Source organism: Hahella ganghwensis DSM 17046, from assembly GCF_000376785.1.
Classification (GTDB): domain Bacteria; phylum Pseudomonadota; class Gammaproteobacteria; order Pseudomonadales; family Oleiphilaceae; genus Hahella; species Hahella ganghwensis.
In genome coordinates, this window is the sequence record NZ_AQXX01000143.1 from 35,899 (window position 1) to 50,324 (window position 14,426).

Sequence of the window (14,426 nt, forward strand, 5' to 3'; positions counted from 1 at the left end):
CAGAATCCTCCGTCTTCCTCGATGATGTCCCCTCCCTTCGCAATGAATTCCGGCGCTGATTTTAATGCTTGCACGCACCGGTGTGCTGAACTGGAGTTGTCATGGTCTTTACTCAAATGTCCTGCCGTTTATTGGCAGCTTTTCTACCTGTATCGCTTGCCACATTGAGCCCTCTGGCTCTGGCGATAGAAGATACAACTACGGACCCTGTTATTGTGACTGCCACACGGACGGCGCAGACGGCTAATGAATCACTGTCGACAGTGAGGGTGTTGACCCGGGAGGAAATCATCCAGCGTCAGGCGAAGTCACTGCCGGATCTGCTGAGAGGAGAAGCCGGGATGCATTTCGTCAATAACGGCGGCAGGGGGAAAAATACCTCACTGTTTATTCGAGGGACTGAGTCGGATCATATACTGGTATTGATAGATGGCGTTAAAGTGGGATCTGCTACTTCCGGCAATACACCATTCCAGGATATTCCCATTGAGCAGATTGAGAGAATAGAAATTGTTCGGGGTCCTCGTTCCAGTCTATATGGCTCAGAAGCAATTGGGGGCGTCATCCAGATTTTTACTCGCAGAGGCGAGGGCGGGGTGACCCCAAGTCTCAGTGTGACGGCCGGAAGCTATGACACTTTTGAAGGTTCAGCAGGGGTGTCAGGAAGTGTCGATGGTTTTTTCTATAATTTCTCTGTCAGCGGTGTGACGACCAATGGTTTTAACGCATGCCATCCTGAAGCGGCTACGGCATTCGGTGGATGCTATGCCGATGAACCGGATAATGATGGTTATGAAAATCTCTCCAGTAGTCTGCGTATTGGATATCAGTTTGATGGTGGCTCTGAGCTGTCTTTAAATTCTCTTGGAAGTCAAAACGAGTCTGACTTTGATGGAAACTCGCAGAATCAGTCAGAAACTTTGCAAAGGCTCCTAGGTATACAGTCGTCTATCGTAATTACTGATATATGGTTGCTAAACATGAATGTCGGACGCAGTCTTGACGAGTCTGACAACTTTCTGAATGGTGAATTCAAGAGTTCGTTTGATACCCGACGGGATACGGCCACGATACAGAATGACTTTATGCTGTTTGACCGTGACACCTTCTCTTTGGGAGTAGACTACCTGCACGATAAAATTGATACCTATGGCGATCAGAACTTTGATTCGGTCATTGATGAGACTGATCAATTTGAAGACCTGTCACGGGAAAACTATGGAGCCTATGCTCAGTATCTGATGTCTATGGATGGCTATGATATTGAACTCAGTATCCGTCATGATGACAACGGTCAGTTTGGCAGTCACTGGACAGGTGGAATTGGTTATGGAATGGAGATTACCGATAGCGTGCGATTTATTGCCACTTATGGAACCGCCTATAAAGCTCCGTCCTTTAATGAGCTCTACTATCCTGGCTATGGCAATTCGGAACTGGCCCCTGAAGAGTCCGAAACCATTGAGATTGGCCTGAGAGGTGCCTACCCTGAGACACAATGGGCGGTCACTTATTTCAATACTCATGTGGATGAATTAATCAGTTACGACAGCACCACTTTTCTGCCGGGTAACATCGACAAAGCTAAAATTAATGGGGTGGAAATTGTTGTTGATCATCGGTTCCTGCAGCACTGGCAGCTTGGTGTGGATTTAACCATTCAGGATCCGAGAAACGACTCTGCTGGTGCTAACCAGGGGAAACTATTGACTCGCAGGCCTGAGCGAAGTGCAAGAATGGATCTGGACTACCATACTGAAGTGTGGTCTGTTGGCGCGACACTTGTCTCTGTTGGCCGGAGTTACGATGATTTAGGCAATAGCCGAAAGGTGGACGGTTATGAGACCCTTGATGTACGTGCTCAGATAGAACTTGTGGATTCCTGGCTTCTGCAGGGCCGTGTTGAAAATGTATTTGATGTGGAGTACGAAACTGCGAGCTATTTCAATCAACCAGGTTTAGGTTTCTATCTCACACTGAGATATGCGCCTGAATAGGCTTAAAATACGGTAGAGCAGGGGAATCGCGACATGCCGACCATCATGGTTCAGGGAACTACCTCAGATGCTGGTAAAAGCACTGTGGTGGCTGGTTTGTGCAGGTGCCTCTGGCGTCGTGGCATTTCTGTCGCGCCTTTTAAACCCCAGAATATGGCGCTAAACAGCGCCGTGACGTCTGACGGCGGTGAAATTGGTCGCGCCCAGGCGTTGCAGGCTCAGGCCTGTGGGCTTGAGGCGCATACGGATATGAACCCCATACTACTGAAGCCCAACACAGATGTTGGTGCCCAGGTGATTGTGCACGGTAAAGCTCAAGGGAATATGACGGCAACCTCCTATCATCAATATAAGGAGGTTGCCAGGTCGGCGGTGCTGGAATCCCACAAGCGTCTGTCGGAGAAATATCCCTTCGTTATTGTTGAAGGCGCCGGTTCCCCCGCTGAAATCAATCTGCGTGAGAATGATATTGCCAATATGGGATTCGCCGAGGCGGTAGATTGTCCGGTCATTCTGGTTGCTGATATTGACCGTGGCGGCGTTTTTGCACATTTGGTGGGTACATTGGCATTACTCAGCCAGAGTGAGCAGGACAGGGTCATTGGTTTTGTCATTAACCGGTTTCGCGGCGATATTTCCTTGTTGCAGCCTGGACTTGACTGGCTGGAGGGACGCACGGGCAAACCTGTGTTGGGGGTGCTGCCCTACCTCCATGGTCTACATCTTGACGCTGAAGATGCGCTTCCCAGAGAGATTCAAAGCCAGACTGACGGTGATGCTCTGAGAGTTATCGTTCCCGCGTTACCCCGTATCAGCAATCACACTGACTTTGATCCTTTACGCTTGCATCCACAGGTCGACTTTCGATTTATCGGGCCGGATGATCCGATTCCGGGAGCTGATCTTATTATTCTACCTGGCAGTAAGTCAGTTCGGGATGATCTGGCCTGGCTGAAAAAGCAGGGATGGGAAGCGGCGATTCGTCGCCACATTCGTTTGGGAGGAAAGCTCCTGGGAATCTGTGGCGGCTACCAAATGCTGGGTCATCGGATTGAGGACCCTGCTGGCGTCGAGGGAGTGCCGGGAGAGTCCGAGGGGCTTGGTTGGCTGAATTGCGAAACCCGTTTGCAGGAAAGCAAGCAGCTCTTCAACCGGGAAGGGCGGATGACATTGACTGATGCTGAGGTCCATGGTTATGAGATCCATGTAGGAACCACCACGGGGGCTGACACGCAAAGACCTGTCATTCTCGGGGATGGCGGTCCGGATGGTGCTCTGAGTGAGGATGGCATGATTGCCGGCACATACTGGCATGGTTTGTTTGAACACCCTGAAGCCTTGCAGGCTTGGCTGAGCTGGGGAGGATTGCCGTCATCAGAGCGCGTCGATTATATGGCCATCAGAGAGCAGCAGATTGAACGACTGGCCGATGTTATTGAAGCATCGCTCGACCTGGATCAATTACTAAATATGTCTTCGATACGATTAAAAGATCTTTCTGCCAGTTCAAGGGGGCGTTAATGAAAGCGCTGATACTGGGAGGTGTAAAGTCTGGAAAGAGTCGTTATGCTGAGGCCATTGTAAGCGCAATTTCCAGTCATGTGACCTATATCGCTACAGCAACGGCGCTGGATTCCGGGATGGGGAAGCGAATCGCCCGTCATCGGGCAGACCGGCCAATGGATTGGGTAACGCTTGAAGAGCCTGTTCGTCTTGGGCGGGCGATTGAAGCATCCACTGAGTCTGACGTTATACTGGTGGACTGCCTGACACTTTGGCTGACCAATCTGTTGCTAAAAGAAGACGAAGAGCTGCTGAGTAAGGAAATAGCCGCATTTGAAGAGGCCGTCGTCAATTGCCAGATACCTTTGGTGATGGTGTCCAATGAAACGAATATGGGAGTTGTTCCCTTGGGCGAACTCAGCCGTCGGTTTTGTGATGAGGCTGGTTTGCTGCATCAACGGCTGGCCAGGGTATGTGATCGTGTGGAGTTGATTGTGGCTGGACTGAGTACGAAATTGAAGTGATTAATAACCTGCCAATATGGAGATTCTGATTGATGAGTCTGTCTGATGTGCTGCCGGAAGTTGCTGCTGTCAATGATGAATGGGACGAAAAATTGCGTGCCGCTATTGACCATAAGACCAAGCCCCTGGGAGCACTAGGGCAGTTGGAAACTTTGGCGTTGCAAATTGGTCGTTTACAGGGAACGTTAAGGCCCTCCCTGGTAGCCCCCCAAATTCTTGTGTTTGCCTCAGATCATGGAATCGCCAGAGAAGGTGTTAGCGCCTACCCACAGGATGTGACCTGGCAAATGGTATATAACTTTCTGGGAGGTGGGGCGGCGATCAATGTATTCAGCCGTCAGCATGGAATCGCCGTCCGGATAATTGATGTTGGCGTCAATCATGATTTTCGAAACGAACCTGGACTGATACAGGAGAAAGTCGGTCCTGGTACTGCCAGCATGTTGCAGGGAACAGCAATGAGTGAAGACGAGTGTATCACTGCACTTCAGGCAGGACGTCGCCAGGCCCAGGCTGTGCTGAATCTGGGGGCAAATGTTATCGGTATGGGAGAGATGGGAATCGGTAACACCTCCTCGGCGGCATTGATTATGAGTCGAATACTGGATTTGCCCTTGGAAGAATGCGTTGGTCGGGGCACTGGTGTTGACGATGAGCAATACCAGCGCAAGTTATCCATTCTAAAGCAGGTTGCCGACCTTCACTCTGATGCCAGGACGCCGATGGAAGTACTGACTGCCATGGGTGGGTTTGAGATTGCTGCGATGGTTGGTGCCATGGTGGAATCCGCCGCGCATGGCGTATTGGTGCTGGTGGATGGGTTCATTGCCAGTGCAGCCTATTTGATTGCCAGTCAATTGCGCCCCGAGATAAAACACTACGCCGTGTTTTGCCATTGCTCCGAAGAGATGGGGCACCGTCTGATGCTCTCGCGTCTGCAGGCTCAGCCATTACTTCAGATTGGGATGCGGTTAGGGGAGGGCTCCGGATGTGCTGTGGCTTACCCTCTGCTGCAGAGTGCTGTTATCATGCTGACGGATATGGCCAGCTTCTCTGAAGCAGGCGTCAGTGAAAAAGCTGAGTAGTGCCAAGTGACTGACTTGGCAGACAAAGCCCCCCGCTGGCAGCAGGAGCTTCAATGGTTTCTGATGGCGCTTCAGTTTTATACCAGAATACCGGTACAGCTACCTTTACCTTTTAAGGACGAGGATCTTAATCATGCCAGCCGATATATCGGTGCTGTCGGTTGGATTGTGGCGGCCCTGTGTACTCTGGGTTATTGCCTGGGACTTTGGCTTTACGGGCCCTGGGCTGCTGCCTTGCTGGCTGTAGTGGCTGGCGTGCTGGTAACGGGAGCTTTTCACGAAGATGGGCTGGCTGACGCATTGGATGGTTTTGGAGGTGGATATACGCCTGAGCACATTCTCGACATTATGAAGGATAGTCGGGTCGGGACCTATGGCGCTTTGGCCCTGGTATTTACGGTCGCCTCAAAAATCATCATGCTGGCGCATTTTGAATGGATTTACGCATTATTGGGATTATGGGTGGCCCATAGTTCCAGCCGCGTTCTGGCCATCAGCCTGGTGGGGGACCTGCCCTATGTGCAGGCAGATATGCGCAGTAAAGTAAAACCTATTGCCAAGAGTATCGACTCACAGGATGTCATGATTGCTATGATCTTTGGCATTATTCCTCTCCTCTTTCTGCCTTTGCTGTCTGCTGTGATGGTCGTAATAGCGTTATTGTGTCTGCGTTATGGGGCTAGGCGTTATTTGTCCGCAAGGCTTGGAGGCTATACTGGCGACTGCCTGGGGGCTGTGCAGCAATTGGGCGAAATGCTGGTACTTTTCGTATTGGCTGCCGTGTTCTAATAAGCTGTTTTCCAATAAGTAGAAGGGGCTCCAGAGGCCTGTACTATTTTTGTTGATCTGTTATGCACATCGTACTAATTCGACATACCAGGGTGGGAGTGCCCAAGGGAACCGTCTACGGACAGTTGGATGTGCCGTTGGCCGATTCCTACCCTGAGGAGCTGGAGGTAATTCGGCGCCAGTTACCGCCACAGTGCCGGACTATTTATAGTAGTCCCCTGTCCAGGTGCAGGCGTCTGGCTGAGGCCATTTCCCAGGATTTGCTCAAATCTCCACAATATGTTGAATTATTGATGGAAATGCATTTTGGAGATTGGGAGGGAAAAAGCTGGCAGGAGCTACCCCAGGCACTGGCACGGGAGTGGGGGGACAACTGGCAAACCCAGGCCACACCGGGAGGGGAGAGTTATCAGGATCTCTATGCGCGCAGCCGGGGCTTTATTTCTCAGCACCTGCAATCCCACTCACCGGACGACACTGTTGTCATTGTTGCACACGCTGGTGTTTTGCGTAGCCTCTGTCTGCAAATACATCCTGAGTACAAATCCTGGCCGCAACGTGACACATTCAAGATACCCTTCGATTATGGTGCGGTGATGTCCTTTGATTGGGAGTACGAATCCCCCTGAAACGGACTCATGTTACCCAATAGGATCGCTGGTCTGGCGTAGATTCAGTTCCTGGGTTTCTTTTACGGTTTCCATCACCACATAACTTCTTGAGTCACGGACGCCCGGCAGGGAGAGAATTTTCTCGCCCAGCAGAGCCCGGTACTGATCAATATCGCCAACCCGGGCTTTGATCAGGTAATCAAAGTTTCCCGATACCAGGTGGCACTCCTGTACCTCCGGCACTTGGATGGCTGCCTGTTTGAACTCAGCGAATACGTCCCGTGATGTGCGGTTCAGACCGATCTCAATAAAAACCACGAGGCCAGCCCCAAGTTTTTTGGCATTGAGAACGGAAGTAAACTGTTTGATGAAGCCATCTCTTTCAAGGCGTTTTACCCGTTCCAGACAAGGGGTTGGGCTCAAGTTTACTCGCCTGGAGAGATCCGTGTTGGAAATCCGGGCATTCTTCTGAAGCTCGTTCAGTATTGCTATGTCAATTCTGTCAATCTGTTTCTTCATAAGATATTGGAATAATCAACCTAAAAGCTGCTAAATACAGTTGAATATGCTAACAGAAAGCATAACTTTAGATCATTGTTCGTTTAGGGTTATTTATAATTTTAATAATCGCATGTGAAAAAACAACGAAACAAAAACCCACAAACAATGATTAGGAGGTCCTATGCTCGTTGGAGTCCCAAAGGAAATCAAAAACCATGAATACCGTGTTGGTTTAACCCCCAATGCTGTTCATGAGCTGGTTCAACATGGCCATCAGGTGGTGGTGCAGAAGGATGCCGGCACTGCAATCGATTTCACCGACGACCAATATGAAGCAGCAGGAGCCCGCATTTTATCTACGGCAGAAGAGGTTTTTGCCACTGCCGAGATGATTGTAAAGGTTAAAGAGCCGCAAGCCCAGGAACGCGCTATGCTAAGGCCTGAGCACACTCTTTTCACTTACCTGCACCTTGCCCCGGATGTTCCCCAAACCCAGGACCTGCTGAAAAGCGGCGCAACCTGCATCGCCTACGAAACCGTCACTGACGCAAATGGCCGCCTTCCCCTCTTGGCGCCAATGTCTGAAGTTGCCGGGCGTATGAGTATTCAGGCGGGTGCGCGCTGTCTTGAAAAATCCCAGAGTGGCCGTGGTCTGCTGTTGGGTGGCGTGCCTGGCGTTGATGCGGCAACAGTTGTCGTACTCGGCGGTGGGGTTGTTGGATTCAACGCTACTCAGATGGCTGTCGGCATGGGCGCACATGTTGTCGTTCTCGATAAGTCGATCGATGCACTGCGTCGTTTTGACAGTATCTTTGGCAATCGGGTACAAACCGTTTTCTCTACGGCCAAATCTGTAGAGGACTGGGTAACCCGCGCGGACCTGATGATTGGTGGTGTGCTGATTCCAGGAGCTGCTGCACCCAAACTCGTTTCCCGTGATCTGGTCAGCCGCATGAAGCGTGGCGCTGCCGTCGTTGACGTCGCCATTGATCAGGGTGGTTGCTTTGAAACTTCCCACGCCACAACACACGCAGAGCCTACCTTCATCGTCGACGATGTTGTTCATTACTGTGTGGCAAACATGCCTGGTGCGGTCGCCAGAACCTCCACGGTTGCCCTGAACAATGCCACCATGTCTTATGTCATGGAATTGGCTAACAAGGGTGCCAGAAAAGCTCTGGAAGACAATCCTTACCTGTTGCAAGGTTTGAATGTTGTCAAAGGTCAATTGACCTGTCCGTCTGTTGGCGCTGCCCAGAACATTGAGTCACTGACACCTGAACAAGGACTGAAACTGGTTTAATTGCCTGTTTCTGAGTTCTGAAAGAAAATCAGCGCGGACGAAACGTTCGCGCTGATTCCCTTTGCCCGTCCATGGGCGGCTTCCTGGAAGCCTGTCATCCCTTTACTTTCCTTGTTTTGTTATAAGTATGCTCTTTGGGGCGGTGTTTCTGTTGTGCCACGTCCGCGTCAGTGCGGAACGGGACAATAGAAATCAGTTGGCGAAGTACATCGAATCGAAGTACTCGCGCATTTCCTTCATGAATGTGACTTCATAGGGATGTGTAATGGTGAATAATAAGCTTTCTTGATCGGCGGGTTTCATGGCAAATTCCTTCTTAAAGTTTCAATTAAGTTAATAAACTTGACTGTAGAGCCAGCAGTTATAATTTCCGTGGTTCAACCCATTGACCAGTTTCAGTCAAGGTTGGGCTGAACCCGACGATTGATTATTTTTTATCCTTGTCGGCTCGCCGCATAATGTAACACGGCGATGGTCCTTTGATAAGTCATCCATGACAATTTCGACGCTCCTTCATACCCTCACTTTCCAAGGCCTGAGAATACTCTTCGGAAATGACAAACTGATTACTCAGATAGTTAGCATAAGCTGTGCCAGCACAGTGAGTTTTGATCAGAAACTGTGAAAAACTTAGGCCATTCAATACACTGGCTTCTCATGGGAAAAGTCGTGAGAGTCTGGTTCTTTTTGGTTTTACAGATTGAAGCGTTTGATCTGCACTAATTGAGAGCTAAATAAGCCTTGATGGGCAAATAGTGTGCATCCATCATCAGAAAAAATGGATTGCTACTGATCTGAGGCCATTTCATTCTGAGGAGTAATAAGCGATTTCCAGTTGTTGTCCTGACCAGGCAAATAGAGCATCGCTTTCATCCAATGCCAGGGCTGAGAGCAATGATTCAGTGGTGGGAGAGATGTGTGGGCGGTCTCCATAGGTCATTGTAATCTGAGGGCGGAGATGTAATCTGGGGCGGCCAGTAACTTTGGCATGAACTGACGTGATTTCATCTGTCTCCTGCCAGAGTCTGGAATGGTTCAGCGCTGGTGTTGGAATGCCTGGACCAAGGTTGCCGGTCAGTGAGAATAACGTGCTGCCCTGATTTTGAATCTGGCAAAACAGAGTGTCATCGTCATTGACGATTCTGACCAATGAGTCTTTATCTGAGGTGGGGCCAAGATTGGCCGTTGAGTTCAAGGCTGGGCTCGGACTGCCTGTGTCCGTGTGAAACCATCGGGCTAAATGAAAAAAGTTGACCCCCTGACGATGCCAGGGATTGAGCCAGGCACTCCAATGTGTAAGTGGGGAAGCTCCTGCTTCGATGACCGGGAGTGCAATACAGCACTCATTGCCTGAGGATGTGTTGTCAGTGCCTATGCCAGTGGCGCTTTCGTACCGGTACAGGGCAAAGACGATCAACGTCTGTTCCAGAAGTTGAAATGTCGGCGTTAGCCTTCCTCTTCCAATTAGTCGGTTGCGTCCATCCAATGGTCTGATTACATGTGAATCCAGTTCATTGAGGAGTCGTGATACTTCTGCCACAGGGGCTTTAAAGAACAAAGCCTGAAAATGACGGCAACGGGTGTTCATTAGAAGGTTATCTGAGTTCATATCGACTATCGGCGGGTAATTCGGATGGAGAGGCGTCATCATAAACTTCGTAAAATCCGCGGCAAAGTAGGCACAATTATTTTTATGAGAGGATATTGCATGTCACCTCATCCGAGTTCATAGTTATCGCGTCTGAATGTCGCCTCGGCACATCTGGTATCTCGAGGATACCCCGGGAGAGGCCAGATAAATGCGTTTGGGCACTTTTTAGTAGAGCACTCATATGACCTATTGTCTTGCCGTTGCCGTCGATTCAGGTTTGATCTTTGCGTCTGATTCCCGGACCAATGCGGGTGTTGATAACGTCAATACCTATCCCAAAATGTTCACATTCTCGGTACCAGACAAGGCTTTTCTGGTATTGCTCACCTCCGGAAACCTGGCAACAACCCAGGCGATTGTCCGCCGTCTTCAGGATGACCTGGAATCGGAAGAACCCAGAGGGTTTGCCGCCTGCAATGACATGAATGCGGCAGCGCGTTATGTGGGGGCCGTTGGTGTTGAGCTGAAAAACTATTATGAGAAAGACCTCAAGCAGGGAGCGAATTTTGACAGTACGTTGATCCTTGGCGGTCAATACAAGGAGCGTCCCCATGAGATTTTCATGGTGTATCCGGAAGGCAATTTCATTCAGAGTTCACCCTACTCACCATTCCTTCAGATTGGCGAGACCAAATATGGAAAACCAATTCTGGACAGAGTCATTCGCCACAACACGACTTTAGAGGCTGCAGCCCGCTGTGCATTGGTGTCATTGGACTCCACCATGCGTTCAAACTTGTCAGTTGCCCCTCCCTTTGATTTACTGATGTATAAGAGCGGTAGGTTTGAGGCGGATCATGAAATGCATCTGAAACTCAATTCACCCTATTATGCGTCCTTAAGGAAAAAATGGGGGGAGGGAATGATGGATCTATTCAACGGTTTGCCACTGTTTGATTGGGAAAAGGAAAGCTGAAAGGGTCTGATCGGGCTTTTTGGCATCTTATTTGTTAGCAGAACTACACAATCAGCGCAGCCAGACTCGGACACTTTTTCTGAGATGCTGTCCAAGTCCAGTTGTGCATATAACAAATTCAGGGACTGTTGATGTGCCGTTAGGCTCTTATTTGATTTCAATAATCCAATAAAGAGTTTGGTGGCGATTGCTGTCCCGCCAAGGTATCGCAGAGCTTAAGAGTCTGTCGATATAGAATTCCTTCAGGGGCATCAAGGAGAGTTGGATGAGTATTGTTGTAGGCCTTCGTCACCGTACAACCTACAAGTTTGATCGATTGGTTAACCTATCGCCGCATACCATACGACTGCGGCCGGCCCCTCACAGTCGCACTCCCATCATCAGCTACAGTCTGAATATCAAGCCGGAACCACATTTCATCAACTGGCTGCAGGATCCATTCTCCAATTATGTTGCCCGATTGGTCTTTCCGGAAAAAACGGCAGAATTGGAGGTGGATGTGGATCTGGTCGCGGATTTGACCGCCTATAATCCATTTGATTTTTTCGTCGAAGAATACGCCGAGTTCTTTCCGTTCAAATATGCGGAAGCGCTTAGTTTTCAACTGGCACCTTTTCGCGAAACCAAGACATTCGGTCCTAAATTTGAAAAGTACCTGAAGGAATTCTCCCGGGAAAAACTGCCAATTGTTGATTTTCTGGTGGCTATCAACCAGAAAATCAACAATGACATCAAATACAACATCCGCTTGGAACCTGGGGTCCAAACGCCTGAAGAAACCTTGGATATCGGATGGGGATCATGCCGGGACACATCCTGGCTGATGGTTCAGGTGTTAAGGCATATGGGGTTGGCGGCGCGTTTTGTGTCGGGATACCTGGTTCAATTGGCGTCAGATCAGAAGTCGCTGGATGGGCCGAGCGGTCCTGAGAATGATTTCACGGATCTTCATGCCTGGTGTGAAGTCTATGTGCCTGGGGCTGGTTGGCTCGGGCTTGATCCTACCTCCGGATTATTTGCTGCCGAGGGGCATATTCCTCTGAGTTGTACGCCGGAACCCACAGACGCCGCTCCGATTGTTGGGGCGGTAGATCCGTGCGAAGTGGAGTTCATCTACAGCAATGAAGTCATTCGGCTCAAGGAGGATCCTCGTGTCACCAAACCGTTTACGGAGCATGAATGGGAAGATATCGATGCTCTGGGGCAGTATGTGGATGAGATCCTGTTGCAGAATGACGTCCGTCTCACCATGGGGGGAGAACCGACCTTTGTTTCGATTGATGATATGGAGTCGGCCCAGTGGAACACGGATGCCGACGGAGCCCATAAGCGTAAGCTGTCGTTTGAGTTGGCTCAAAGGCTGAAAAAGCGCTATGCCAGCAACGGTTTCCTGCACTTCGGTCAGGGCAAGTGGTATCCCGGCGAAGAGTTGCCGAGATGGCAATATGCGTTGTATTGGCGAAAAGACGGCCAGCCATTATGGCAAGGGCCGGACGATATTCTCGATCATAACGCGAAACCGGAGGACGCAAGGGCACTAATGGCGGCTTTCTGTAAGCAGATGGGGTTATCGGACAAAGCCATCCTGCCCTGTTATGAGGACCCGTTTTATGCTCTTTGGCAAAATGGTCACCTGCCAGTCGATGATAATCTGGATATGGATAACGAGAGTCTGGCAAAACGGACCCTCGCGCAGGTGCTGAAACAGGGACTCAATAACACGGCCGGATACTGCCTGCCGGTAGGGTTGAATCAGGTCACACAGACTTGGCAGACCTGCCTATGGAAGTTTCGCCAAGGTGCGCTATATCTCATCGGTGGCAACTCTCCGATTGGGCTTCGGCTGCCACTGGATAGTCTGTCCGAACAGCAATTGAGTGATGAATTTGAGCGACATGAGCGGGACCCTTTTGCCCCGCTGCCTCAGGAATTGCAGCCCATTCATAAATCGGAATCCCGCCCTTTGGCGACTATGGCAATTCACACGGGTATCTGTACGGAGGTGAGGGACGGCTATCTATACGTGTTTATGCCACCCGTCAGCACATTGGAAGAATATGTCACTCTGTTGGATGCCATTTCGGCTTCAGCTCAGGAAATTGATCGGCCTGTCCGTATCGAGGGGTATCCTCCTCCTCACGATCCCAGATTGGTAAAAGCGGTGGTGGCGCCTGATCCTGGTGTGATCGAAGTCAACGTTCAGCCTGCAGAGAATTGGAATGAGCTGAAGAATATTGTGACTGATTTGTATGACGATGCCCGTCATACCCGGCTGGGAACTGAGAAGTTTATGATAGATGGCCGGCATACGGGAACCGGTGGAGGAAATCATGTCACTCTGGGTGGTGCCACGCCAGCGGACAGTCCGCTTCTGCGGCGTCCGGGATTGTTGCGCAGTCTGATCACATTCTGGCAACACCATCCCAGCCTTTCCTATATGTTCAGTGGCACCTTCATTGGTCCCACCAGTCAGGCGCCGAGAATCGATGAGGCTCGGGTTGAACGACTTTACGAAATGGAAATTGCCTTTGCTCAAATGCCAGAAGGAGATGTTTCGCAACCCTGGCTGGTTGATCGCCTGTTACGGCACCTGTTGACAGACCTGACCGGCAATACTCACCGCAGCGAGTTTTGCATCGACAAGTTATATTCGCCGGATTCAAGTACCGGGCGACTGGGAATACTGGAGTTTCGCGCATTTGAAATGCCACCTCACGCCCGTATGAGTCTGGTGCAGATGTTATTGTTGCGGGCGTTTGTCGCATTATTCTGGGATAAGCCGTACTCGCGAAAATTGGCGAATTGGGGGACGGCCCTACATGACAGGTTTATGTTGCCGCATTTCCTGTGGGAGGATTTCAAGGATGTTATCCGGTTTCTCAACGAGAATGGATTCCCATTCAAAGAACACTGGTTCGAGGCATTTCTGGAATTCCGTTGTCCTCGTATCGGGCGCATGGAGCTTGGTGGTATGCAATTGGAAATGCATCACGCCTTGGAGCCTTGGTTTGTGTTGGGGGAGGAAGCTGCCGGCGGTGGTACCGCACGTTATGTGGACTCAAGTATGGAAAGGCTTCAGGTGAAGCTTCGGATAGCCACTCCGGAGCGCTATACACTGACTTGCAATGGCCGCAGAATTCCGCTGGTGCCTACGGAAGAAGAAGGTTGTTATGTCGCCGGTGTCCGATATCGGGCCTGGCAACCCTGGTCAGCATTACATCCGACAATCGGGGTTCACTCGCCTCTCGTATTTGACCTTTTTGACATCTGGAATGGACGCAGTCTTGGTGGCTGCACCTATCATGTTGTCCACCCTGGCGGACGCAGCTATGAACAATTCCCGGTCAATGCCCTGGAAGCGGAGGCGCGCAGGATCAATCGATTTGAAAACATTGGACATCAACATGGAACCCGGATTGCCCAACCTATTGTTGAGGGAGGAGGGCGATTCTACCGAAGCCCTGAGCCCAGAAAAGGGGCGGTTCCCCCGCCAACGCCGGTTAATCCGAGCTATCCAACCACGCTGGATCTACGCTACGATTAGAT

At 50.4% G+C, this 14,426-nt stretch carries 11 protein-coding genes; 9 read left to right on the forward strand and 2 right to left on the reverse strand.

Annotated elements, in window-relative coordinates; genetic code table 11:
- Positions 1-101 precede the first annotated feature (101 nt).
- The 6 genes from F566_RS0129225 to cobC all read left to right on the forward strand — a co-directional run bounded on the left by F566_RS0129225 (position 102) and on the right by cobC (position 6,527).
- On the forward strand, positions 102-1,997 hold the full coding sequence (locus F566_RS0129225) for a TonB-dependent receptor domain-containing protein (RefSeq protein WP_020410606.1): 1,896 nt from the start codon (positions 102-104) through the stop codon (positions 1,995-1,997).
- 33 nt (positions 1,998-2,030) lie between these two features.
- Positions 2,031-3,518: a cobyric acid synthase gene (locus tag F566_RS0129230; protein WP_020410607.1), complete on the forward strand. Its 1,488-nt coding sequence runs from the start codon at positions 2,031-2,033 to the stop codon at positions 3,516-3,518.
- Positions 3,518-4,024 (forward strand): bifunctional adenosylcobinamide kinase/adenosylcobinamide-phosphate guanylyltransferase, encoded by a 507-nt coding sequence (gene cobU / locus F566_RS0129235; RefSeq protein WP_020410608.1) that lies wholly within the window; start codon positions 3,518-3,520, stop codon positions 4,022-4,024. Before F566_RS0129230 ends, cobU begins: the two co-directional genes overlap by 1 nt.
- Positions 4,025-4,056: 32 nt before the next feature.
- Positions 4,057-5,109 carry a nicotinate-nucleotide--dimethylbenzimidazole phosphoribosyltransferase gene (gene cobT, locus F566_RS0129240; RefSeq protein WP_020410609.1) on the forward strand — a complete coding sequence of 351 codons (1,053 nt, stop codon included), beginning with the start codon at positions 4,057-4,059 and terminating at the stop codon, positions 5,107-5,109.
- Positions 5,110-5,115: 6 nt separating this feature from the next.
- A complete protein-coding gene (locus F566_RS0129245; protein ID WP_020410610.1) occupies positions 5,116-5,898 on the forward strand; it encodes an adenosylcobinamide-GDP ribazoletransferase in 783 nt (260 codons plus the stop codon).
- A 62-nt stretch (positions 5,899-5,960) separates the two neighbouring features.
- Positions 5,961-6,527, forward strand: coding sequence for an alpha-ribazole phosphatase (cobC, locus tag F566_RS0129250; protein ID WP_020410611.1), 567 nt, complete (start codon positions 5,961-5,963; stop codon positions 6,525-6,527).
- Between the two features lie 12 nt (positions 6,528-6,539).
- Here cobC and F566_RS0129255 read toward each other — a convergent pair whose 3' ends face one another.
- A complete protein-coding gene (locus F566_RS0129255; RefSeq protein WP_020410612.1) occupies positions 6,540-7,028 on the reverse strand; it encodes a winged helix-turn-helix transcriptional regulator in 489 nt (162 codons plus the stop codon).
- A gap of 163 nt (positions 7,029-7,191) precedes the next feature.
- Here F566_RS0129255 and ald point away from each other — a divergent pair, with 163 nt between their 5' ends.
- A complete protein-coding gene (gene ald, locus F566_RS0129260; protein ID WP_020410613.1) occupies positions 7,192-8,313 on the forward strand; it encodes an alanine dehydrogenase in 1,122 nt (373 codons plus the stop codon).
- An 805-nt stretch (positions 8,314-9,118) separates the two neighbouring features.
- Here the strand turns inward: ald and F566_RS0129285 are convergent.
- A complete protein-coding gene (locus F566_RS0129285; RefSeq protein WP_157497194.1) occupies positions 9,119-9,964 on the reverse strand; it encodes a hypothetical protein in 846 nt (281 codons plus the stop codon).
- A 181-nt stretch (positions 9,965-10,145) separates the two neighbouring features.
- Between F566_RS0129285 and F566_RS0129290 the strand changes: the two genes are divergently transcribed.
- Both F566_RS0129290 and F566_RS0129295 read left to right on the forward strand, forming a co-directional pair.
- On the forward strand, positions 10,146-10,880 hold the full coding sequence (locus F566_RS0129290; protein ID WP_020410619.1) for an Ntn hydrolase family protein: 735 nt from the start codon (positions 10,146-10,148) through the stop codon (positions 10,878-10,880).
- 265 nt (positions 10,881-11,145) lie between these two features.
- On the forward strand, positions 11,146-14,424 hold the full coding sequence (locus tag F566_RS0129295) for a transglutaminase family protein (RefSeq protein WP_020410620.1): 3,279 nt from the start codon (positions 11,146-11,148) through the stop codon (positions 14,422-14,424).
- Positions 14,425-14,426: the final 2 nt, after the last annotated feature.

What these genes read in the sequence shown, in the direction of transcription:
- F566_RS0129295 (WP_020410620.1), top strand. Translation starts at nt 11,146, where the DNA reads ATGAGTATTGTTGTAGGCCTTCGTCACCGTACAACCTACAAGTTTGAT.
- cobC (WP_020410611.1), top strand. Translation starts at nt 5,961, where the DNA reads ATGCACATCGTACTAATTCGACATACCAGGGTGGGAGTGCCCAAGGGA.
- F566_RS0129225 (WP_020410606.1), top strand. Translation starts at nt 102, where the DNA reads ATGGTCTTTACTCAAATGTCCTGCCGTTTATTGGCAGCTTTTCTACCT.
- cobU (WP_020410608.1), top strand. Translation starts at nt 3,518, where the DNA reads ATGAAAGCGCTGATACTGGGAGGTGTAAAGTCTGGAAAGAGTCGTTAT.
- ald (WP_020410613.1), top strand. Translation starts at nt 7,192, where the DNA reads ATGCTCGTTGGAGTCCCAAAGGAAATCAAAAACCATGAATACCGTGTT.
- F566_RS0129285 (WP_157497194.1), bottom strand. Translation starts at nt 9,964, where the DNA reads ATGATGACGCCTCTCCATCCGAATTACCCGCCGATAGTCGATATGAAC.
- F566_RS0129290 (WP_020410619.1), top strand. Translation starts at nt 10,146, where the DNA reads ATGACCTATTGTCTTGCCGTTGCCGTCGATTCAGGTTTGATCTTTGCG.
- cobT (WP_020410609.1), top strand. Translation starts at nt 4,057, where the DNA reads ATGAGTCTGTCTGATGTGCTGCCGGAAGTTGCTGCTGTCAATGATGAA.
- F566_RS0129230 (WP_020410607.1), top strand. Translation starts at nt 2,031, where the DNA reads ATGCCGACCATCATGGTTCAGGGAACTACCTCAGATGCTGGTAAAAGC.
- F566_RS0129255 (WP_020410612.1), bottom strand. Translation starts at nt 7,028, where the DNA reads ATGAAGAAACAGATTGACAGAATTGACATAGCAATACTGAACGAGCTT.